At 44.8% G+C, this 22,493-nt stretch carries 25 protein-coding genes and 1 pseudogene; 8 read left to right on the top strand and 18 right to left on the bottom strand.

Features of this window, described 5'->3' with window-relative positions; all coding sequences use genetic code 11:
- Positions 1-130 precede the first annotated feature (130 nt).
- Entirely contained in the window at positions 131-421 is a 291-nt protein-coding gene (locus ACYIA1_RS00130) for a DUF4120 domain-containing protein (RefSeq protein ID WP_005789949.1), read from the bottom strand.
- 330 nt (positions 422-751) lie between these two features.
- On the opposite strand from ACYIA1_RS00130, the gene ACYIA1_RS00125 reads away from it, so the two are divergent.
- Positions 752-1,096 carry a hypothetical protein gene (locus tag ACYIA1_RS00125; RefSeq protein ID WP_025017651.1) on the top strand — a complete coding sequence of 115 codons (345 nt, stop codon included), beginning with the start codon at positions 752-754 and terminating at the stop codon, positions 1,094-1,096.
- Between the two features lie 58 nt (positions 1,097-1,154).
- Here ACYIA1_RS00125 and ACYIA1_RS00120 read toward each other — a convergent pair whose 3' ends face one another.
- The 11 genes from ACYIA1_RS00120 to ACYIA1_RS00070 form a co-directional block, all read right to left on the bottom strand.
- The gene (locus ACYIA1_RS00120; RefSeq protein WP_250706600.1) at positions 1,155-1,865 is read right to left on the bottom strand and encodes a hypothetical protein; all 711 of its coding nucleotides are present in this window, start codon (positions 1,863-1,865) and stop codon (positions 1,155-1,157) included.
- Position 1,866: 1 nt separating this feature from the next.
- Positions 1,867-2,568 carry a hypothetical protein gene (locus ACYIA1_RS00115; RefSeq protein WP_025017652.1) on the bottom strand — a complete coding sequence of 234 codons (702 nt, stop codon included), beginning with the start codon at positions 2,566-2,568 and terminating at the stop codon, positions 1,867-1,869.
- A 10-nt stretch (positions 2,569-2,578) separates the two neighbouring features.
- Positions 2,579-3,598 (bottom strand): LPD29 domain-containing protein, encoded by a 1,020-nt coding sequence (locus tag ACYIA1_RS00110; protein ID WP_005789939.1) that lies wholly within the window; start codon positions 3,596-3,598, stop codon positions 2,579-2,581.
- A gap of 13 nt (positions 3,599-3,611) precedes the next feature.
- Positions 3,612-3,821: a hypothetical protein gene (locus ACYIA1_RS00105; RefSeq protein WP_005789937.1), complete on the bottom strand. Its 210-nt coding sequence runs from the start codon at positions 3,819-3,821 to the stop codon at positions 3,612-3,614.
- Entirely contained in the window at positions 3,797-4,096 is a 300-nt protein-coding gene (locus tag ACYIA1_RS00100; RefSeq protein WP_250706601.1) for a hypothetical protein, read from the bottom strand. The genes ACYIA1_RS00105 and ACYIA1_RS00100 overlap by 25 nt, the downstream gene beginning before the upstream one ends.
- The gene (locus ACYIA1_RS00095; protein ID WP_007219083.1) at positions 4,093-4,692 is read right to left on the bottom strand and encodes a hypothetical protein; all 600 of its coding nucleotides are present in this window, start codon (positions 4,690-4,692) and stop codon (positions 4,093-4,095) included. The genes ACYIA1_RS00100 and ACYIA1_RS00095 overlap by 4 nt, the downstream gene beginning before the upstream one ends.
- Before the next feature lie 47 nt (positions 4,693-4,739).
- On the bottom strand, positions 4,740-5,237 hold the full coding sequence (locus ACYIA1_RS00090; RefSeq protein WP_025017653.1) for a DUF4313 domain-containing protein: 498 nt from the start codon (positions 5,235-5,237) through the stop codon (positions 4,740-4,742).
- A gap of 50 nt (positions 5,238-5,287) precedes the next feature.
- Positions 5,288-5,539, bottom strand: a complete 252-nt coding sequence (locus tag ACYIA1_RS00085; protein ID WP_025082009.1) for a hypothetical protein — start codon at positions 5,537-5,539, stop codon at positions 5,288-5,290.
- A gap of 69 nt (positions 5,540-5,608) precedes the next feature.
- Positions 5,609-6,496, bottom strand: a complete 888-nt coding sequence (locus ACYIA1_RS00080) for a hypothetical protein (protein ID WP_025017654.1) — start codon at positions 6,494-6,496, stop codon at positions 5,609-5,611.
- A gap of 3 nt (positions 6,497-6,499) precedes the next feature.
- Positions 6,500-7,642, bottom strand: a complete 1,143-nt coding sequence (locus ACYIA1_RS00075) for a hypothetical protein (RefSeq protein ID WP_413548794.1) — start codon at positions 7,640-7,642, stop codon at positions 6,500-6,502.
- Positions 7,627-7,923, bottom strand: coding sequence for a hypothetical protein (locus tag ACYIA1_RS00070; RefSeq protein ID WP_250706603.1), 297 nt, complete (start codon positions 7,921-7,923; stop codon positions 7,627-7,629). Before ACYIA1_RS00070 ends, ACYIA1_RS00075 begins: the two co-directional genes overlap by 16 nt.
- A gap of 26 nt (positions 7,924-7,949) precedes the next feature.
- Here ACYIA1_RS00070 and ACYIA1_RS00065 point away from each other — a divergent pair, with 26 nt between their 5' ends.
- Positions 7,950-8,144 (top strand): hypothetical protein, encoded by a 195-nt coding sequence (locus tag ACYIA1_RS00065; RefSeq protein ID WP_005634939.1) that lies wholly within the window; start codon positions 7,950-7,952, stop codon positions 8,142-8,144.
- Positions 8,145-8,335: 191 nt separating this feature from the next.
- The gene (locus ACYIA1_RS00060; protein ID WP_025017658.1) at positions 8,336-8,743 is read left to right on the top strand and encodes a hypothetical protein; all 408 of its coding nucleotides are present in this window, start codon (positions 8,336-8,338) and stop codon (positions 8,741-8,743) included.
- 103 nt (positions 8,744-8,846) lie between these two features.
- Here the strand turns inward: ACYIA1_RS00060 and ACYIA1_RS00055 are convergent, their stop codons facing one another.
- The 3 genes from ACYIA1_RS00055 to ACYIA1_RS00045 all read right to left on the bottom strand — a co-directional run bounded on the left by ACYIA1_RS00055 (position 8,847) and on the right by ACYIA1_RS00045 (position 13,197).
- Complete coding sequence (locus tag ACYIA1_RS00055) at positions 8,847-10,082, bottom strand: site-specific integrase (RefSeq protein ID WP_025830972.1); 1,236 nt, start codon at positions 10,080-10,082, stop codon at positions 8,847-8,849.
- A gap of 735 nt (positions 10,083-10,817) precedes the next feature.
- The gene (locus tag ACYIA1_RS00050; protein ID WP_480333975.1) at positions 10,818-12,203 is read right to left on the bottom strand and encodes a hypothetical protein; all 1,386 of its coding nucleotides are present in this window, start codon (positions 12,201-12,203) and stop codon (positions 10,818-10,820) included.
- A gap of 13 nt (positions 12,204-12,216) precedes the next feature.
- On the bottom strand, positions 12,217-13,197 hold the full coding sequence (locus tag ACYIA1_RS00045; protein ID WP_480333973.1) for a virulence RhuM family protein: 981 nt from the start codon (positions 13,195-13,197) through the stop codon (positions 12,217-12,219).
- A gap of 161 nt (positions 13,198-13,358) precedes the next feature.
- Here ACYIA1_RS00045 and ACYIA1_RS00040 point away from each other — a divergent pair, with 161 nt between their 5' ends.
- From ACYIA1_RS00040 to ACYIA1_RS00020, 5 genes are all read left to right on the top strand, one after another.
- Entirely contained in the window at positions 13,359-13,577 is a 219-nt protein-coding gene (locus ACYIA1_RS00040) for a helix-turn-helix transcriptional regulator (RefSeq protein WP_289753371.1), read from the top strand.
- 127 nt (positions 13,578-13,704) lie between these two features.
- Positions 13,705-14,820, top strand: coding sequence for an ABC-three component system protein (locus ACYIA1_RS00035; protein ID WP_289753369.1), 1,116 nt, complete (start codon positions 13,705-13,707; stop codon positions 14,818-14,820).
- Positions 14,808-15,299, top strand: coding sequence for an ABC-three component system middle component 2 (locus ACYIA1_RS00030; protein ID WP_177592738.1), 492 nt, complete (start codon positions 14,808-14,810; stop codon positions 15,297-15,299). Before ACYIA1_RS00035 ends, ACYIA1_RS00030 begins: the two co-directional genes overlap by 13 nt.
- Entirely contained in the window at positions 15,289-17,127 is a 1,839-nt protein-coding gene (locus ACYIA1_RS00025; protein ID WP_480333970.1) for an AAA family ATPase, read from the top strand. Before ACYIA1_RS00030 ends, ACYIA1_RS00025 begins: the two co-directional genes overlap by 11 nt.
- Before the next feature lie 53 nt (positions 17,128-17,180).
- Positions 17,181-18,482, top strand: a complete 1,302-nt coding sequence (locus tag ACYIA1_RS00020; protein ID WP_480333968.1) for an ATP-binding protein — start codon at positions 17,181-17,183, stop codon at positions 18,480-18,482.
- Positions 18,483-18,684: 202 nt separating this feature from the next.
- On the opposite strand, the gene ACYIA1_RS00015 is transcribed toward ACYIA1_RS00020, so the two are convergent.
- The 3 genes and pseudogenes from ACYIA1_RS00015 to ACYIA1_RS00005 all read right to left on the bottom strand — a co-directional run.
- Positions 18,685-20,007, bottom strand: coding sequence for a sigma-54-dependent transcriptional regulator (locus ACYIA1_RS00015; RefSeq protein WP_480333966.1), 1,323 nt, complete (start codon positions 20,005-20,007; stop codon positions 18,685-18,687).
- Positions 20,000-22,309: a hybrid sensor histidine kinase/response regulator gene (locus ACYIA1_RS00010; protein WP_480333964.1), complete on the bottom strand. Its 2,310-nt coding sequence runs from the start codon at positions 22,307-22,309 to the stop codon at positions 20,000-20,002. The genes ACYIA1_RS00015 and ACYIA1_RS00010 overlap by 8 nt, the downstream gene beginning before the upstream one ends.
- Positions 22,306-22,493: pseudogene (locus ACYIA1_RS00005) on the bottom strand (CatB-related O-acetyltransferase); the annotation flags it as partial. The pseudogene ACYIA1_RS00005 and the gene ACYIA1_RS00010, both read right to left, overlap by 4 nt.

Here is a 22,493-nt window from a genome sequence, read left to right as displayed (position 1 = left end):
GCCCCTGAAAGGGGCCGCCTTGCGCAATCAGCCCGGGAAACAGCTATCTTTACAGCAAGAAATGAAAAAGCAGACCTCGGATTCTCTGTTCTGAAGTCTGCTTTTCGGTCATTGTCGAGTCTCATGTTTTTCAGGTATGTATCTGCCATCCGTGGAACGGCTGCAATGTCACGGCAAACGATCTGTCAGGTATTCCATGATAGAGCAGGCCGCCCACGATACCTGTCCTTCCGTCGGGATAGCGCTGTGTGAAGCCGAACGAGTACGGGGCATGGTCATAGTAGAGTGAGATTTCGCAGGGATAATCAGGGTTTTCTTCCCAGCTTTTCAACCGTTCCAGACATTTTTGAAGCGAGGTGTCACCGATGGATTCGGCATAACGTCTTACATTCTCGAAATGTTCTTCATTCAGGATTTTCATGACTTTTGTATTCTTATCTGTTAAACACGTCCGGCTCCGGGAGCCGGTATTTTTATTTCTCGCCTGCCTGACAGTCCCGTGGCCGTACCCGCAAGGTTTGGCGAAAGAAAATACCGCAGCGAAGCGAGGATGATTTTCTTTCAGCCAACCCCGAAGGGGCCTGACCTTGTACGGGTACACAGGACGCGGGACTACCTTTGCAGGGTGGGAAATAAAATATACGGTTGTTTTTTGTTGTGGGATTTTGTGTGGATTCCTTAGATAATCTTCCTGATTTGTTCGCCATTGCCGGACAAATGCTGTATTTTTGCAATTTCTAATTTCAGGATTATGGAAAACTATCTAAAGAAAGCGGCGGATGCTTTCCTTGTGGAGCGTCCGTATGGTATGCGTGTGGATTACAGGAAGAAAGGGTTCGTGCTGTTTAACCGCAACCTAAACGTATTGGGCAATGTGGAGCATGCCCGTCTGGAAGAGCTGCCTCTGGAGCGGTTCAATGTGGAGGAGATTCCGTTGGATGGTGAAATTGTGGAGGAACACGCGGGATTTACCGACGTATTCTTCTATACCGATCTGACCAGTCCCTATGCCGGATATGTGCTGAACCTACAAAAGCTTAAAGCCTATAACCGGTTGATGTTTCCGCTGGCGATGGCGCTGAACCGCGAATTGTGAGGCCGGAAGATGGCAGCGGTAACAGCCGCATGGAGCAGGCCGTTACCGCCAGGTTTTATTATTTGCCCTCTCTTGCTGTTATAAATGCAAGATAATCGTCCACGGCCTTATGACATCCGGTAAAGTCCGGAGTCCGGTGGCCTTTGATTTTCCGGTAGCTGATGGTTCCGTCCTTATTTATGTCCCTCACATGCCTGTAGAGTGTCCCTTTGGTTCTGATATGGATGTCAAAACCGTCCCTTCCGGTGATTTCAAGGAATGTTCCTCCCGTGATCCATTCCCCGTCCAGGAATTTCTGTTTCTGTTCATCGAGCAGCCGCTGATGTTGCTCTTCCCGCGCTCTGCGCTCTTCCGCCTCATTCTCCTCCCGCTCCCTGCGTTTCTGTTCCTGCCTCCTTTTGTATGCCTCACGGGCTTGCATCAAGGGTGCGGTGTCAAGTCCGAGAGCCTCGAACACGCGGACGGAGATCAACCTGACGAAGGCTCCTCTTTCCGCTCCCTGAAGCGTATCCGCGATCCAGTTCCTGCAATAGGCGGCGGCTTCCTCCCTGCGGTTTTCTCCGTTGAGGAACCGGCGTGAATACTGCCCGCTGGAAAAATAAACGTTTTCAATCCGGCAGACCACATGGAAACAGTCATCGTCCTCATTCCCATATTCGTTCTTTCTCGACAGGGAGAGATATACATTCTCCGCGTACGGCTCCAGTTCCATATAAGGAGCCACGACGGTATTCCCGTCAGACTTGTACTTGAATACTTTTGCTTTCATACTATCGCTCAGTTTGTCGGTTGTTGCATATTTCATCTATGATCTCTTTCCCGCTTCTTTCACCCTTCAGGAAAGCAAGGAAGCGCCTCAAAAAGAGCCGGGCACAGTCAGTTCCCAGCTGGGAGCTTTCACCGTCTTTGGTAGCGCATACCGCAAAACGCCCCAGTCCGAAACTGTCCTGTTGCGGTACGATGTGGTAAGACAGGTCCTCGCTTGCGTTGATGTGCAAACCACGACGGAAAACATAGAAAGTTTTCGGGATTCTTCTGTCGGTATCGATTCCCATACGCTTGTAACCGTGATGTTCCAATAACCGGACCAGTTCCCTGTTTGTCGGAATTGTATGTCCGATCCAGTCCGGCCAGCTTATATTTTCTAGTATGTGTCCGTAATTGTCATATAATATATTGAACTGATCCTGGTATTCATCGTAAAATTCCCCGCTCCCGTTGCACATTTCCTCCAACGCGATGCCGTTTTTACGGACAAGGGCAAGGTCGCCCAGTCCGCACGCGATTTCATTGAGCAGCGTGCGTTCCCCGTCCCTGTCCTTTGCCGTTCCGTAAATTCTAAGCAGGGAATACCGGTGTAGCGCCGAACGGGATGGCATATCCAATTTTTCCCATATCTCATCGTTTCCTATAGCCTGTCTGGTGTTTTCCGGAAGTCCGTACCACCACTTGTCCAAATTGTTTGTATCCATAATTTCTGAATCAGATTGTTTTCAAATTCTGTTTTGAGTACCATGCCTGATACGCGGCGGCATACTCCTGACGTTCCCGCTCCAGGGAATCTCTCATCTCAGGGGTGTACCCGAGCAGGCGGATGTATCCTCCGTTATAGCCGGTGAGTTCGCACCTTATTCCGGCTTCCTCCAGTTTGTCGATGCGTTTTTGGGCCATTTTTGCGCTTGAATATTCCTTCGGCCAAAAATAGAGTTCGCCCCGTGAGCCGAAACAGTCTTCCCCCAGAATTATTTCCCCGGCATACTTCCGGCTTTCGATGAAGCCGAAACGCGCTTTGCCCAATGCCCGGCGCATTGCCTTGTGTGCCGGACCTTCCGGATGCTTGAATACCTCCGGCTTGTCTTTGCTGCCGAGTTTGGGTGGTTCCACCTTGTACGGCTGTTTGTAACTTCCGATTCCGAGCGTCAGGTAAAAGTTGGTATGGAAATAGTCCGTCATGGGGTCGCTGTCATCGAAATTGTATGACATGATGAAATCGTAGATATTCATCATTACTTCTTTTGTCCTGTCCGTCAATGATTTGTCTGAAGCGATACGATAGTGGTTGACATCACCTTGAACTTTTCCGGACTCTTTGGTGAACGCCTCGAAATCCGCTTTCATCAACCGGATATGGATGGAGAGGTAATTCTCCCGTCTGACAGAGAACTTGTATCCCGGATAGGTCTCCTTGAGCCATGCCCGTACCAGTTCCACGATTTCCGGTGCGTGCTGTCCCTTGTAATTGCGGCCTTTCCAGCGATATTCGTTATACACGTACTCGGTGTATTCCTTTGCCGTGGCTCCCGGATAGTCATATTCATATCCGGTTGAAGTCGCAAAGACATCCGGTTTGTCTTTCCAAGCCTCAAAAAGCCTTTCAAACTCGGTGTTCACCCGTTGCATGATTGCGGTGTCGCCACCCTTGTCCGGGTGGTGCTGCAATGCCAGTCGGCGGTACTCCTTCTTCAAGTCCGCCAGAGAGTGTATGTTCTGAAAATAGGTCATAGCCATAAGTTTTTTATGCCCCTGCGAGGCGGTTGATAAAATATTCCCGGTAGTCAAGGTCAAGACCGAGGTTGAGACAGGCCGTTTCCATGTCATCTTCCCTCAAATCATCTGCCTCCTGCAATTCGCGCAGATACCGGATTTCGGAGTCCAGGTATTCCCGTGCTTCCGTTTGACTGCAACCGCATGAGCTGCCGATCAGACTGATAATGTTTCCTCGCATACTGTTTGATTTTTGGGGTTACTGTTCCTTCTTCTGAAGCGTCGTCCGTCATATATCGAGACGGCCCGTTCCACCAGAATCCTGCGGTTGTCTTCCGAGAGTTCCAGGTAGAACCGTTCCGCCGCGCCGAATGTGCCCTTGTCTGTCGCCACGCACCATTTTTCCCAGAAATGCGGGTACATGCCGCCATACACGGCTTTGCATTCCTCCTCGCTCCAGGCGTTCCACATGTAGTAGAAGAAACTGGAGACGGTATTTTCCGCTTGATATTTCATGGTTCTTCTATTTGTGATTCTACATTGTTTGTTTCTCTCAGTTGATGCCACACAGCCTCATACATCTCATGAAGCCAGTCTATGTTCTTTGCGCCGAGTTCAAACGGGCTGTGACACTGCACCTCGTCACCGCTTTCTTTCTCTTCGGCAAGGACGGTCAGGCTGTCCGCCGTTACCCGGAGTCCTGTCACCCTGCATTCATATGGTTCTCCGTTCTTGCCAAACCATATCACCCAGACCGGATCATAATCCTCTTCCGGAAGACGAATTTCTTTCATGCAGTGAGCATGGAGCAACTGCCGTATCGCGTCGATGATGTCCCCCCGCAGTTCCTTGATCCTGCCGCTGAAATCAACGGCTTCTGACGGTAAACTTCCTTTTCCGCCTCTTTCCTGCAAGGAGAGAATCCGCGTGTCGGGATGGATACAGAAATCCCAGTCCAACACTTCATCGTCATCGCGTGTCGTGTGGATATCGCCGCCCAAAACAAGACCGCAATCGTCATTTACCATTCTTTTTGCTTCATCGCGGTCTTCTGCCGCTACCGTGTAAGTGCCCTCGAAGGAATACCTTACTCTTATGTCATATCTTTTCATGATTCTTTCCATTTGATTGTTGATACCAGATTCATTGCCCGGAAGGATTACCGGATATTCAATATTGCGCTAAAGGCATGTGGGTCAAGCCTGTAAAACGTCGGAAGGTTAAGTGTGACCATCGGGTAGCTTACCCAGCCGCTCTGACGTCTATAACCTGTATCCTCAGCCAATTTGTTGGACAGAAGGAACTCCATGGCATCAGGATTGTTGTTGATGTCCACGAATGCCCTGTCAGGTAGTGAGAATGCCGCCTTATCTTCTAAGTTGACCGTCAGGACCGTGTATATCTCATGGGTCACGGGATCTTTCAGAGACAATGCCGGCCAGCCGTTATGGTACATTTCAATCACGATTGAGAGACGGCTTTCCTGATACAGGAAAGTCTCTTCCATGGACGGATGGTCGCATTTGACAATTTCAAAATCATCCTCCCCTTTGGTAAATGTCACCATCGGATAGGATACATCGACAAAACATTCCTCTTCCCGGTAACAGAGATGTTCTTTTCCCTCTGAACGGATTATAGCCAATCGGGTGTTCATATTCGTAACTGGTTTTAAAATTATTGACTTGCAAGTTAATTGGCCGGCATTCACCTGCCTGTTTCTTTAAACGTGTGATTGTCACCGCCTGCGGACATTTGGGAGAGTTGCAGTCTCACCGCCTTGATTTTCCCAATCAGTTCGTCCTCCCTTCGGAATGAGGGGGTACATTTGGTACGCCTCATCCCGGCTCCCCAGGGGATGCCGCCGCATACTTTTCTCAGGCGTGCCTTTTCGCTTTCCAGGGCCGACTCCAGACGGGCCGGCCTGCGTCGCAACGATTCTTCGGTCACAGTTCTCATGATCTCATTGTTTTTTTTGTATGGTGACGGGTCGGAAAGACAGTCACCATACCGTCGTTATGTGTCACGTTATATTTTAGCTTTTTCCCTTTTGATGCCTCTCAGGACGTACAACAGGTGCAGGAACAGCTCCCTGTCGTAAATTCGGAAGAAGAACGGCTCGCCTGTTTCCCTGACCGTTCCGGTAAACGACACGGACTCCCGGTTCACGGGATATTGGAGGAAGTTGCCATTTGCCAGCAGGATGTGCTTTTTCTTCATCACTTCGCCTAGGAACTTGTCCATATCGTCGTTTTCCTCATAGCCGGAGAAGTAGAGGAAATGATGACGGCGCAGGCTTCGCAGGATTTTGGCGGTTTCCAGCCTTACATCCCTGCCTGACGATTCGTCCGTTCCTCTCATCAGGTTGCAGATGAACTTCTTCTCGCCATTTATGTCAAGAAACAGATAAGGAACTATAATTATAGAGGCATGCCGTGCGTGGTCAGAGATGACCATCGGCTTTTCTTTCAGGATGTCTCCTTTGAAGGTAATGTTCCGGTAATGGTTGTCCATCTGCCGTTCCAGTTCCTTTCTTGGCGTGGTAACGGAGCGGAGTCCCGTGAAGTAGCGTCCGCCCGCCCGGAAGCAGAACCGGTAGATGTCCGCATGATAAGGCTCTCCCAGGAAAAAGAAATTCCGGGTATGGCGGATGGGGGGCAAGACATCCATGTAGTCGAAATATCTTTCTTCCGTAATCTCACTGAACGGGGCGCAGAGGGATTGCAGGTGGATGCGTATCATCTTGCGGACGGTATTTCCGGACACGGCTATGAGGTACGGGTTCTTTTCCCTGTCCCTCAGTTCCTCCAGTGTCTCATGATGGTAGTCGCCGTGTATTCCGTCAGACATGGTGGTCACGCAGCTGCCGTCAAAACTGCGTGAATCGACTACGAATTTCAGTTTGTCGTTATTCATGGTTCAGATGTTTTGAAGGTTCAACACTCTCTTGGCGGCACTGAGGGCGTTGGAGGTGAGCTGCCGTTGCCATGCCTTGTTTCTGGGTGACCAGCGGAATCCGGAGGATTTCAGCTCCTTTCGTCTGTTGTCTTCGGGAATCCTGTCAAACAGGATCTGAAGGCGGTCTTCCCCATAGTTCCATACAAGTGTCCCGCCCTCGAACGGCACTTCCTTGTTTTCCCGGCTTTGCACCGCTTTCAGCCTTTCGCGCATCCGTTCCGCAAGTTCCGGCAATTGGAAGAATTTGTTTCTTGGGGTGATGACGGGTTTCCTTACCCTTGCGTTATATTCGGAAATGAAGTCCACGGCCCTGCGGACGATTTCCACTTCCCCGTGATTGGCGAAGGTGGATACCTTGTTCAGGATGCTGCTGACGAACAGGGCACGGTTATAACCCCGGCATTGTCCGGTGTCAATCCCGTGGATGGTGTCGGCGCTGCTCTTGATGTCGCGTTTGAGCGTCTGCCATGCCTTTTCCAGTTTTTCTTCCTCCGGTCGTGCGGCTTCCTTTTTCCGTCTGACGGCTTCAAGAACCTTTTGCCGCCAATTGCGGAACTCCTCGTAGCGGTTCTGATAGCTTCTGTTCGTATTCTCCTGCCTGTGGTAATCAAATCCGCCCCGTCCCGTCACCATCGGGTTGGCGCAGCGTGAGAGGGCCGAGAGCTGGGCGGATAGCTTTTTCCGGTAGGCGGCGATGTATGTATCCCGTTCCTCTTCCTGCATGAGTTGCAGGTCGTTGTGCAGCTCCTCCCCGTAAATCATGATGTCCGTCTCGCCACGAATCTCCGGGTCGAAGGAACTCCATGCGTATGCGTCGCAAGCCTGTTTCCATATATCCTCCAGATAGCCAGGATGTTTGAACGCTACGGCTTCCCAGTCTTTGAAGTCCCTGGAATGCAATTCATTCCGATCTTCCGGATTTCCGTACAGGTGTACATAGTTGCCCGTTCCATGATGCTCCTTTCTGAAATGGAACGGTACGGGAGGATGGTCCGTACCCTTTTCCCGGATCATCGTGACCCGGTGCGCATTCTCTGCGGTAAGGCCCGTTACTTGTTCTTCCCGGACCTTTGCTGTTGTTGTTTCAGTCATAACCGTTGCCATTCATAAATTATTTCTACCAGTTCTTCGTCCGCCAGTTTTTGGATTTCCTCGTCCGAGCAATAGCAGGCGATTTCCTCGTCCAGCTTGAAAGCTGCCGGGTCAAGGCTTCTGATGCCGTCCAGCAGTTCCGGCACCAGGCTGTCTGCGGCAATCGTATAGCTTCCGTCCCTGCCTTGCACCTTCCGTGCGGGATAGCTCCTTTCCCGATAAACCAACATTCTCATTTTCGGATTGGCACCCTGCTGTCCTTTGTGGACTTTGCTTGTTGTCTCTCTGTTCATACCTTCATTTTTTTAGTTTGTTTGACATGATCGGCTCCGTGGAGCCGGTTTTTCGGTTTCTTACTTGCCGGACTGTCCTTTGCCGGGGATTGCGCAAGGCTTGGCAAAAGAAAATACCGCAGCGAAGCGAGGATGATTTTCTTTTAGCCAACCAGCCCCTGAAAGGGGCCGCCTTGCGCAATCAACCCGGCAAAGGGCTATATTTGCAGGTAAGAAATTGAAAGAATGGCTGGGATTTTCAATTTGTCGGATACAACATGTAATAAGTGTAATGAGCAAATTTAAAAGCATACAACGAAGGTTTTTCAAATATTTTCCAAACTATCGGATATCAATATCATATCGTAAAACAAGCGAAGGCGTGGCATTCCGGAATAAATACATATCTTCGCGTCAAAGGTGATTGATTGAAATGAATACATTCTCTGCTTTTGATACGGGTGTCATGGTAGCTCTCTTGCTGGGTATTGAGTTTCTTAGGAGTGATATCCAAACAATTCTCTATTGTAAAAGAAACGATCCCGGGATTTTTAAGAGCTGCCTGTATACATTGTTTATATTGTTGGCAAGTCTTTATTCCATTGTGGCCGGAGCCATGCTTAACCCCGAGCCCGTACCCGTTTATGAATTGATGCCCGGTTTTCAAATAGGAGTTTATGGTTCTTGCTTTTTGTTTATATTTCTTGTCATCGCCGGTCTTTACCGTAAAATATTACCTCTCGTCCTTTTGGGGTACGCTATGGTATATGTAATCGGTGTACTGATACCGTTACTTGGATATGTAGTGTCCATGATGAATTATTTCGCCAGTACAGGATGATTATGAAGACCAAAGATGTTTTCCAGAGAAAATGGATAACAGACAGTATAACAAAAAGAAGGTATCCTTTTCAGATACCTTCAATGACGGGCCGGTTGCATATTTACCATTCCAGACGTTCCTTCACATTGTTCATCGCCTCTTTCAGGCTGCTGTTCATGACCCGCGCATAATGCTGCGTCATGCGTGTGGAAGCATGTCCGAGCATGACGGACACGTCCTGCAAGGGTACATTGTTGGCGAGCGTGACGGTGGTCCCGAAAGTGTGCCTGGCAACGTGCGTGGTCAGATTTTTCTTTATGCCGCAGAAATCGGCGATTTCCTTGAGGTAGCTGTTCATTTTCTGGTTGCACATGACAGGCAGGCAGCATCCTTTCTTTACGCAGATCGGATGTTCCCTGTATTTCTCCAATATGGCCAGTGGAACGGGCAGCAGCGGGATGTTGCTGATGGAAGACGCTTTTCTGCGGTGTTCCAACTTGACCCTTCCCTTCCTTATCCACCAGTCCCCGAGATTGTCCTGTACCAGGTTTTCACCACTCAGAGTGGCGACATCGGAGAACGCCAGACCAGTGAAGCACGCGAAGACAAATATGTCCCTGACCAGCTCGAGCCGTGGGATGGTGAATTTCTTTTTCATGACGGCCTGCAACTCGTCGTAGGTCAGGAATACCGGATCGGTCTCGTCCTGTTCCATCTTGTAACCGTAAAAGGGATTCTTGCGCATCCATTCCTTTGCCAATGCCATGTTGGTGAATTTCTTGAAACATTTCATGTAGCGGACTATCGTGTTACGGCACAGTCCCCCCTCCGTTTTCAGGTAAATGTCAAACGCGCGGATGAACTCCGGTGTCAGCTCATGGAAGGTGATATCCTCCTTGCCGTAATAAGAGGGGATAAGCCGCTGCAATTTCTTCACCACGTTCTTGTACCGGTTGATCGTAACGGGAGAGTAGTCTATGCCTGCCAGTGTTTCCATTTCCTTGATGCCATCCTGCATGGAACCGAGCAATGTACGCATTTCGGTGTCTTTCCCGAAAACACGTTTCAGGATCAGTTTCGGGGTAATCAGGGCCTGTTCCAATACCAGTTCCTTGTGTTTCTCAAGGGCACGTGCGTGTAACTCCGCAATATAGGTATTCAATGCGATGGATGCCCTGTCCCTGCCCTTGCTGCATCCTTTGGCCGCATTCCATAAGTTCAGAGGCACGCTTCTTTGGATACGGGCATCGTCGTAGCTCCCGTTGATGGTTATCCGCATCAGTACGGGGGCCTCACCGTTTTTCAACAATTTCGTTTTGAGCACGAAAAAAAGAATGTTCATTGTTCCTTGTTTCATCACTTTTGTTTTTTTAGAGGTGTTACATCCAATTGTTTCGTCAAAACCGGATGGCATGAGGACGTGAAACGAAATGTTAAATTCGGTGGCTTTTTTGAGGGACTTGTGGAATAGCCATAAAAATCCCATTTTTATCAGGTTCGAATTGCCTTTTGTATCCCGGGTTCGATTCCTTTTTTTATCCCGATGGGAAATACCGAATTTTTAAATTTCTTTCACATTTCTAACTCCATCCGGTCATGTGTGCAAAATTACTTTTTCACACCGGAGATTAAAATTGTCAAATAGTTGAAAAACAATGAAGTATGATGCATATTTATGGCTTTTTCAAAAGCCTTAAAAAAAGCCACTGAATTGGCGAAATCCAACTTCACAAATATGTAATGAAATGCGTAGCGAGGGTAAAAAAAGAACCCTTGAACTATCTCTAATTCAAGGGTTTTCATGCGTTAGAAGCAACTATGTACTTTGCTTTGGTGGTGCCACCAGAAATCGTAATTTATTTCCAAGTGGTTGAATATCATTCTTTTCTAAAAACTACTCAACTGTAATCTCCTCCGTTTGCTCCACCAATGACTTGCGTTGTTCTGCGCAAGGTTGCGTGAAAGTTTCCGAATACAAAGGTAGTGAATAAGTTTGATAAATTAGTATGCTTGGGGTGATTTATTGATGAATATGGAAATAAAAGGGAAAATGTAGGTCGTGTAAAGGATGTCCAATTTTAGATAATGCTTTTTACGATTGAGTAGATATAGGCTGCTTAAGTTTTATCCATAAACAAAGCATAGAGGGTTCTTTGACTTTTGTTAGACATATATCTACATCATTTAATATTAGAATTTTATTCCAATTACCTGTCTGTATTTGAGGAATTTCCAATTCTCTATTGAATAAAGCGAATGTTGCTCCCAAATTATTAAAAACATATACGAGCCTATTAACAATAATCTCTATTTCTTGAATAAGTAAAAGTTGGTTTGCTTTTTTATTTTTCACGAGCATTATTACAGTTTCATCTTTTGATGTTCGTTCCAGCATATAATTGAAATATCCAAAATACATGTGAGATGTGCCCAAATATGTCAAGGCATATGGAGGAATCGTTTCTGTCTTTGTAACAATTCTTCGTTGGTAATCACCACAAATTTCATTAAAGTATTCAGAAGCAGATTTTTGATTATTCTTTATAGCTTCATCAAATACTTTTATAAATTCGTCTATTGAATATATTTGAGTTTCAATATTAAAGAGCTTATATAACGTTTTACTTTTTTTGAGTATACCCGCATCGTCACTTACAAAGCAATCACAATATCCACCAAAGAAGCTATGCATGCTGTCAGTTTGCATATTACGGAACTTAACTTTTCTTCGAGTTTCCTTACTAACTCCAAGTAAATCAAGGAGCATATAGGATACATAATATACAATAGTCGCATCAGATGATTTAAGCCCAAATTGGTTTATGACAGCTTTAATCGTTTCTATAAAAGATAATCCTAATGGGGCCGCTTCCAATTGATCGTTGAAAACATTCTCATTGTCTGAAGTTATTGATGTTGGGTTGTAATTTTTGACAGCATTATCCCTGATGTTTTTATATGAATTTTTGTCCTTGTAAAAATTATCTTTTACAAACTTCACGAATGAGATAAGATTTCCTTTATCTATTGTTAGTTCTTTTGAGTGTATTGGAGTCCTTTTCTTTAACCAATCAAACTCCAATTCTCCTCTTAAATCTTTGATGGCTATGTCTATTGTATTATTAATGGCATCACATTGTTCTTCTGTAATCTGTGACAAATCAAGATCGTAAAGCCAAGAAAAATCATCCGCTTTTGCTACGTTATTAAATGCGGAACGTGGTGATTCTTTTGCTACGCCAATATTAGGAGATTCATAAAAGATATGATTACCGTCCACAATCGATTGCATGAAATCCATCTCGTCATACTTAATATCAGTCGTATCCTGCTGAAGATCGAATAAATGAGCATTTGAATACAGGAAAATAAACTCGTCACGATGTGACAGTATTTTCTCACGCAAAACAAGATATTTTTCTTCTTGCGATTTGAACAGATGACTAAAAAGTTGTTTGTCAAAATATATGGTAATCATGTGTGTGCTGAAATTATTTATCTTTCAACTTCTTGATTTCCCTATCAAAATCACTTTCAAGCAGTTCCATTTCGCGTTTGCGGTAGATAGCGAACTCTTTTTCTGCCTTTTCAATCGCTTGTTTATGCGAAATGTTTCCCTTACCGATCAAAACCTTTCGTTTGTGTGCTATAATTTGGTTGTCCAGTGCTTCTATCCAATCTTTCATTGTCATAGGATTCATTTCCAATGCTTGGAACTCGGCAAAGTCCAAGAAACTGGAAACAAGCAGGTTCAAACGTTGGAGTTCAATCTCAGACAAATAGTTCTTGGCTATCTTTACATCATCCTTGGTCACATAGTTTCCCTTGAAGTTCGTCATGCCCACAAACGGCTTCTCGTTGTCCACACGATTGTAAATAACCTCAGCTGCCGTATTCTCGTGGACAGCGTAATGCAACTTGTTCTGTACGGTTGCGAAAAACAATTTCGTCATCTCATCGCGTGGGTCATAATCCGTGGCCGTAGCATAAATATCTGTGACTTGTTGGTAAAAGTTGCGCTCACTACTACGAATATCCCTGATGCGCTGTAAGAGTTCACGAAAATAGCGATTGCCGCCTTGCTTCAATCGTTCATCATCCATTGCAAACCCCTTTTGAATATATTCGTGAAGCCGTTGTGTTGCCCAACGTCGGAAACGGGTTGCAACCTGAGACTGCACACGGTAGCCCAAGGCGATAACCATATCAAGGTTGTAGTACTCCACTTCTCGTTCAACCTTACGAGAACCTTCTATTTGAACTGTTCGGAATTTCCGAACAGTTGCTTCCTTTGTTAGCTCTCCATCTTCAAATATATGCTTAATATGCTCACTTACATTCGATTTGCTTGTTTGGTATATCTCAACTAATTGCCCCTGAGTCAGCCACAAGTCTTCATCAGCAAAGCGCACAGACACACGAGTTATATCGTTATCGTCTTGATAGAGTATTATTTGGTTTTCTTTGTTCATTAGCTTGTTTCTCTTCTCTTTGAATGCAAATATACTCAATATACTTGGTTTTAAGGGCGTTTATGCTACTTTTCTGAGACTTAACACCGTATTTTCAGATAATATCGTTAAATTTGCATAGTAAATCAAAGTATTGTAATTAACAGGCAAAATCAAGACGTATGGAATCGCAAAAAATAAATAGGTTGAAAGTTGTGTTAGTTGAGAATGGTAAAACTGGGAAATGGTTGGCAGAGCAAGTCGGTAAGAACGAAGCAACTGTTTCGCGATGGTGTTCCAACAAGATGCAACCCTCTCTTGATATGCTCGTGAAGATTGCTGGACTTTTGAATATCGACGTTCGTAGGCTGTTAAATCCAACAGAAGATATGCCTGTTTAGTTACAACTTATAAATCCTGCAACTTGAATGATGACTAAATTACGCGATTACAATTTGTTAAATGAAGTTGTCCGTAATACGAATAATTTCATCACAAATGTTCCGAAATCTCAAAGAAAGAAATTTCATGAAAAGTAGAACTAATTTGAGGCTTGACACGGATGTAACATTTGCGCCACTACAGGATGTTGAACGTAAACATTATCTAACAGAACAACAAATGTTTAATCAGAATCGAACAGATAAAGAGATTCTATACGCTATGGATGAAGATACCTATGAGGAATTGGTAGCTTCATGGGCATTTTCGTGTCTAAGTGGCAAATATGAGCAAACTTATCGAATTGGAGGTGCCGGAGATAATGGCATTGACATTTTAGCTGTCATATCTAAGTCGAATAATGAATATGACATTTATCAATGTAAACATTACGAAAACAGTTTAACTCCATCAGTGGTATATCCCGAAGTTTGTAAAATTCTATATCATATATTCAATGGAGTAATACCTCTTCCTAAGTCGTATTTTATTTTAGCTCCAAAGAATCTTACCTCGGGCTTAATAAGATCATATACAAATAGTAACAACCTTAAAGAGGCCATTAAATCAAATTGGGGTAGCTATTCTAAGAATATAATAAAAGGGAAAACAATCCCTATGAATTCGGAACTATCAGCCTTCATTGATTCTTTAGACTTTTCTATCTTTAAGTATATTTCTCCAGATGATTTTTTAACTAGGTTGCGTGAGAATAAGCATCTGTATGCACAATACTTCGGAATTAGGAAAGAGTTGATTTCCAGAATGCCAATAACTCCACCAGATACGGTGCAAGTTCAAGAATCTAATTATATAAATCATTTGGTTGATGCTTATAATGATTCAGAGGAGGCAAAGTCAATAACGATTGAGAATGTTTCACATTCTTCTTATGCTCATCATTTTGATAGAGCACGTAATTGTTTTTGGATATCGGAATCATTGCGAAAAATGAGCGAAGAAAATGCTCCCGGAGATACTGACGAATTTGGCGAATTTAAAAAAGATATGGAATATCATGTTGCTGATACCTATGAGGATTTCTTTCCCAATGCTCTAGCGAGAAATAAAGCTGTAATAAAAGAGGCAACAACCTTCTCTCCAAAAGCAGACAGAGTAATTAGCGGAGAAATTAGCTCTGGAGAAAAGATAGGCGTTTGCTACCATTTATCAAACGATAATAAATTAATATGGAAGCAGTAAAGATTCTAAATAGCACTTTCGATATTGCAATGAGATTCCTTGCAATCATGTCGAATTGTTCACTCCAATTCTCAGAAGAGAGATTGCGAGCCTATTCTTATTTATCAATACATATCTCAGATTTAGATAGCTCAAAAATTAGTACCCATCCAGATTTGCCATATCGATTCAATAATTATATTGGGATCAAAATGGTTATGCATCCTGCTATTCACCTTTTGTTAAGTAAGGGTCTATTGGAATGCCATAATACTCCAACAGGTTTCCGTTTCTCTGTTAATGAATTGGGCAAGAATTGTTTTAATCTACTTACTGGATCATATAAAGAAAAATTATCTCAAGCGATTAAAGAAGTTGATTCAATCTTCCATGATGAAGATGACTTATATATTTTATCTAAGCTCTCTCCTGCCGTAGATTTATGGGGAAGTGAGTTTGAAAATGAGTATTTGCTAAACAGTTATGACGATGAAGAATAATGGATTTTACATAACAGCCCTTATTGCAACCGGTAAAGGAGTTCCCGATTCACGAATCGATTTCGAGAAAAGATGTAATCTAATTTTTGGAAAATCAGAAACAGGCAAGACTCATGTCCTTCATCTTATAGAATTTTTGCTTGGGAAAAAGAATCGATCTAAGGATGGAACAAATCCCCAAATGGTTCCCGAGGGAAAAGGATATGATTGCTTCTATTTGGAAATAGCCAAATATGAAAATGACGAACCATATACTATTCAACGAAAATTGAATAGCAAATCGGTATATGTCAAGCCAGTAAAATACACGTCTTTTTCTGACCCTGAAATTAGAAGCGATGAATATAGTACTGTGAGCAAGAAGAATGCCTATTCCGATTTTCTTCTTCGCTTAATTGGCTACGATAATAAAGTTGAGGTAAAGAAGAGTGCAACCGATAAAGCCCAATTATCATTTAGTACTATTAGACATCTTATTTTAGCCAGCGAAAATAGAGTAATTGCAGAGACGCCTATTTTTAATCCCACTAGCCAATTTGCTGAGGCAACAAGAGAAAAAAGCCTTATTTATTTATTAACATCAGGGGAGGATGATTCGAATTTTGAGCCCGAAGACAAAAAAGATATTCAAAGGGCGAAGATTCATGGAAAAATGGAACTTCTTAATGATGTTATTAAACAGAAAGAAGAGTTGATTTTCAAAATAGGTGATGTCAATTATGCAGATTTTACGGACGAGGCTTTTGTAAAACAGTACAAGACAGAATTAGCTAAAACAGACAGCACATTGAATGATCTATATCAGAAACGGAATGAGCTTGAAAAAAGGCGAAGTAAGTTGATGTCAAAGCAAATGTTTGTTGAGGCTTTTTTATCTCGCATAAAGCTATTAAATCAACACTATACTTTGGATATTGAACGATATGACTTTCTCTATCAAGGACACCAAATTTTTGAGGCACTTGGAGATAATGCAATTTGCCCATTGTGTAAATCCCACCTTGACCCTAAGCACTTTACTGAAGCAGGATTCGCAGAGTCGCTAAAAGCAGAATACGAGGCGATATTACAGAGAAAGGCTGAATCAGAGCAGTTAATCACGGTTAAAGAGGAGGAACTGTCAAATTTAAAGTTGGAGATTGATAAGATACATAGCGAAAAACTGTCTCTTTTTGAGGAAATTAAAACTATTGAGATTCAGATTGGCAATATACGTTCCATTTTAGAACGCTATCAGGCCAATATTGAGTCAAAGACTCGTTTGACAGATTTACAGGAAGAAACGCAAAGACTTCGCGCAGACTATAAACGTTTAGCAGATGAATTGAAAAAAGTTGGACAAGTAGCATCGCGCTATATCAGAGAAACTAATATTAAAGACGAATTTTGCGATTTGCTACAGAAGAAACTGGCAGGTTGGGAAGTCGGAGATTCTCAAACTGTTGTTTTTGATGAGCAAACCTTTGATTTTATTCTTGGAGGAAAACCACGCTTATCCTGCGGAAAAGGGACTAGAGGAGTAACTTGTACTGCAATACTAATGACTCTTGTAGAATATTGTATCCTGCACGATATTCCTTTCACAAGAACACTTATCATAGATTCTCCTATTACGGCTCATTTTTCTGATGTAAGTCTAAAGCCAGAGGAAACTACACAAAACAAGTTTTTCCGCTACTGTAATGATAATATAAAAAATTATCAACTCATTATAATTGACAACAAATCTCCAAACGAGGAAGAGCGTGAAATTTTGTCAAATATTCATTATATTGAATTTTCGGAAAGTGGAAGGTCGGGATTCTATCCAGCTAAGCCAACAATGTAAAGATAATAAGCCAAGAGATAACTGACAAAACGCAACAAGAGAACGCTCAGGCTTTGGTAGGGCTGGAACCTACGGTAAATGTATGGGTGGCATATGTCGATGTTCCTGAGCAACCTAGCAACCACGTAATTGTCATGCACTTTGACGGTTGGGTATGGGGCGAGCGTCCGCATACATTCCACGGTTGCCCCTATTACAAAGTTGAGAGCACCACGAAAGTGATGCCACAAGATATGTATGACGAGCGTATCCGTGCGCATCAACCTCAGTTGTATGCGTGGGAAAGGTTAGCTGCTGATGGTGTGACTTTGGCAGACCTTAACGAGAATCTAATCCGTAATTGCATCCGTCGAGGTATTGATGGCGGGCGTATTCCGGAATCTGCATTGTATGAACCGACTAGAGATATTCTTTCAAAATGGAAATTGCTTAAGAATGGCGTGCCGACTAATGGTGCGGTATTGCTGTTTTCCAATAACATAGACGAGTATCCACAATTTACGCTAAGAATGGTGCGGTTTGTAGGTACGAATAAAAATATGTTCCGTGATAATCAACGTGCTGAAGGTAATTTCTTCCAACTTTTAGATGCCGGAGTTGCATTCTGTTTTAAACATCTTTCTCTCAGTGGTAGAATCACCAATCATAGTTTGGAACGGGAGGAACAGCTTGAAGTGCCTTATAATGCGTTGCGTGAGGCTCTTATCAATGCCCTTTGCCACCGTCATTGGAAAAGATATAATCTGACTATCAGTCTTGCCATATATGATGACCGTATAGAAATAGCAAGTCCTGGTACATTTCCACCTCAGATAACACCTGAAAACATAAAGGAGCCTCATGAGTCATATCCGCATAACCTGAAAGTGGCGGAAGCACTTTATCGAATGACTTATCTGGAAAACTGGGGTAGCGGTGCAAGGCGTATCATGGATGCTTGCCAGGCGCAAGGTGTGGAAACTCCCACATGGTCTTCGGATGGAGGTTTCGTTACTATCACGTTCAAACGACCTGATTTCAAATCCGATATCATAGAGAATGATAAAGAGGACAAAAAGATAACAGAGGAGGGCAAGTACCCCCTAAGTACCCCTCAAGCACCCCCTAAGCATCCCCTAAGTACCCCTCAAGTGAAATTGCTCATTCAAAAAATGGAAGATTCTTACATGACAATGAGGAATATGGCGGATGTATGCGATATTAAAGACTTAAAGTATTTTCGTGAGAGCTATATTACCCCAGCATTGCAAGAAGGATTGATAGAACGGCTTTATCCAAATCAGCCGAAGCACCCCAAACAACAATACCGACTAACAGAAGTGGCTAAGGAATGGCTGACGAATAATGTCAAATAGAATTATTACAGTCGTAACGTAATATAACCGCATCGGAATGGCAACCTCATTCCGATGCGAAATTTTATAGTCAGTATTTAAAGACATTTACTGAATGTCTCTCTTTTAAGCTAAAACTTCCAGTATATGCTGTTGATTCTTTTCATCAATATCGAATAACCTGTAAAATTGAGCATTCATTTCACTATTAATAAATTACCGGTTATGGTTGCTGAAATTTATACTTCAATCCATATTCTTCTAGTTTGTTGTACAGCGTTGTACGTCCTATTCCGAGCAGTTCGGCGGCAACCTTGCGGTTCCCGTTCGCCTGCTTCAACGCGCGTAAGACACGCTCCTTGTCTTCCGCATCGCTGCGCAGGGCGAAGCTGACGGGTGAGGTCGCCCTCGTCACGGCAAGTTCCAGATGCTCTTTCGTGACAAGACCCGTCTGTGCCTGCAACACCGCTCCCATGATTTTCTGACGAAGCTCGCGGACATTGCCCGGCCACGCATGGGTCAGCAATGTCTTACGGGCTTCTCCGTCAAAGCCGATGACATCACACTCCAGTTCCCGGTTCGCAATTTCACGGAAGAACTCAGCCAGCGGCATGACGTCCTCCTGACAGTCGCGCAACGGCGGGACGGTTATCTCGAAGTCATGCAGGCGGTACAACAAGTCCTGCCGGAAACGCTTTTCACAGACCGCCTTTTCCAGATACTCGTTGGTGGCGGCGATGATGCGGACGTTGAAACTACGGTCTGACTTGTCGCCAACGGGACGGAACCGTCGTTCCTGTATGGCACGCAGGAGCATCTGCTGTGTTTCCGGTGCGAGGTTGCCCACCTCGTCCAAGAACAGCGTGCCGCCTTCCGCCTCATGGAAATAACCTTTCTTGGCACTGTCCGCACCCGTGAACGCGCCTCTGACGTGTCCGAAGAAAGCCGACGGCGCAAGCTCTTTGGTGAGCGAACCGCAGTCCACAGCCACAAACGGCTTTCCTGCCCGCTTGCCCTTGTCGTGCAGCAAGTGGGCGATATGCTCCTTGCCCGTGCCGTTCTCCCCGAATATCAGCACGCTCATGTCGGTGGGGGCTACCAGCCTTATCCGCTTCATGATGGTTTGGAACGCCGAGCCGTCACGCGAGAACAGGGGCATACGGCTTCGTCCGGTGTGCCGTTCCTTCAATATGTTCCGTAGCAAAGGGACGAGCTTGTCTTCCACAAGCTGCTTGGGTATGTAGTCCAGCGAGCCGAGTTTCATGCTTTCAACAGCCGTATGCACTTCGGCATAGTCGGTCATGATGATGAACGGCTGCATCATACCTTCCTTGCGCATCCAGCGCAAAAGGTCGATACCGTTGCCGTCGGGCAGGCGCAGGTCGGAAACCACGATGTCCCCGTCTGCGGCCTGTTGCAGATATTTCTTCGCGGTCGAGAGGTGGAAAGCCTGCACGGTGCGGAATCCCTCGCGTGCCAGCAGGTTGCAGACAAACTCGCAATACACGATGTTGTCCTCCACCACGATGATTCTTGTCTTATCCATTTTCGTATTTTCTCCTTTTTTCTTTTGCCAGCCGGATGATTTCCGAACCCTTATCCAGCACAGCTTTTACAGCATTGCCAATTGTTTTATCGTCAGGCGTGCCATCGCTATGAAGCAATTTGTATAGTTCCTTTAACGGTTGGTCGGCACGGAGTATCTCCCACGAGCTGCGCAGGTGATGTGTAAGTGCGTCCAGTTCTTGAAGGTCTTTCTTTAGACCCGATTCCCTGATTGCCTGCATTTCCTTTTCGGTTTCCGTTATCAGTTTCTCCAGCATAACGACTTCATTGCCGTATGACAGCAGGGAGGTGAAATCCGGCTTTTCATTCCGGTTGCCTTTCATGGCGCATTTGTCTGAAACCTCCATCAGTTCCGATATAGAAAACGGCTTGAACAGGCAATCGGCGAATCCACGTTCCATTAGCTCCTCCTTGTCGCAACTGCCCGAAGCGGTTGTCACGACTACCGGGATTGTCTTTGAGTTGCCCACATTGGAGGTGCGCAGCAGTTCCAACAGCTCGAAGCCGTTAATTTCCGGCATATTCAGATCCGTCAGAAGCAGGTTGTATTCTTTCCGGCGTATCATTTCCGTCAGTTCCGCAGCATCGGTGCAGGTGTCGCAGTGTATCCCTTCCTGTGCATACATTTCTTTAAGCATCAGGAGAAGTACCTCGTCATTGTCGATGGCAATGACATCATGGAATGTACGGTCATGATGAATCCGTGTCTGATTTATCCTTTCCGGCAGTTCCCCGGCTGTCTGCATGGGTATTTTCACCGTGAAACGGCTGCCTTTGCCTTTCTCGCTCTCCAGCCGGATTGTACCGCCGAGCATTGCCACGATACGCTGCACAATGGACAGTCCCAGCCCGAAACCGTCTTTTGTGGCGGCGTTTGACAGACGTTCAAACGCGCCGAACACCCGCTGCTGTTCCTCTTCGGTCATGCCCGTACCCGTATCTTCAACGATAAGTGTCAGGACGCCATTATCGTAGTCCGTTGTCAGATAAACGCCGCCGTTCTCCGTGAACTTGATGGCGTTTGACAACAGGTTGTTGCCGATTTGCAGGATACATTCCTTATCGGTCAGGATGACTGCATTCGTCTGATTGGTTATGGTAAGAGCCAGTCCCTTGTTCATGGCGATGGGCGTAAACTCCGTTTCAAGAATGTGCGTGATTGCCGAAATCCGGCAAGGAGAGAAATTCGGCTGCTCCTTGCCGTTGTCCAGACGGAAAAAGTCAAGCAGTGTGTTAAGCATTTTGCGCATACGGTCGGAAGATTGCCGGATGTTACGGACATACACTTTGATTTTGTCCGTGTTACAATCTTTCTGCATCAACCCAGCATAGCCTGTGATTGCCGTCAGCGGTGTGCGCAGCTCATGGGTGATGGTATGAACCGCTTTCTTGCGGGAGGCTATCAGTGCCTCGTTTTTCTCTACCGCTTGTTGTAGCTGTTTGATTAAATTTGTCGTTTCCCGTTTGTACCGCTTGATACGGTTAGTATTTCGGTGAATTATGATATATGAAATGATTAACAGAAGAAGAACGAACCCTGTCAAGCCACCGATTTGTATAAATGATTGCTCACGCATTGCGGCTATCTCTGTTTCTTGCTTTTGAAGGTCGGCTTGTACTTTCCTGTCTATTTGACAAATCAAACCTTGTAACAGACGGTTAAGTTCTGCATTCCGTGCAGCAAGGCTGTCGGTGTGTTCCGACAGACGGCGGCTTTGCGCCCGTTGCTCGGCTATCATGTCCCGGTCAAGGGAACGGAGCATTGTTGTGGTCACGGTTGGCTTTGGCTTTTCTTTCTTGCCGAATATGCCGAGAAATCCTTTCCGCTTCGGTTTTTGCGGCTGTTCCTGCACACTTTTCTGTACGATTATGGGTACTTGACGAGTGATCTTATCGTTGATGGCTTGTTGCTGTTCAAGTACCTGCACGATTTGACGCATTTGTCGTTCCTTATCTTCAAGAAGATGGCGTACACTGTCTATACGCTTTGTCGGATAAATCGTTTTGAAACGGCATAGCATACTGTCCATTGCCATTCGTTGATAATGGTAATGTTCCAAATCTGCATATTCCCATTCCAATACTGTCTCGCCTGATAAAGAAAGTTCAATAAGAAAAACAAATATTTTGTGCGATTCTTGGCGAAAAGTATCTATATGATGATTTTGAACTTCCAATTTCTCTAAATCGCACCATTCTTTATACCAAATATACATTATGCCGATAACCAATAATGCCATCAGCAAATATCCGAGCGAAATTAGATTCTTAATAGATTTCATACTGCCTGTAATTTATCCCAACGTCCACCTTTCAGATAAGGCAAAAACTCCCGTATCTTATCTACCGGCCAGTCCCACCATTTCAAAGCCTGCATCTGTTCTATTATATCAGGACTGAACCGCTTTCGTATCTCCTTTGCGGGGATACCACCTACAATGGTATAGGGCGGCACATCTTTCGTCA

It is taken from the genome of Parabacteroides sp. KHUB-02, from assembly GCF_056640955.1.
This window is presented reverse-complemented; position numbering and strand designations above follow the sequence as displayed.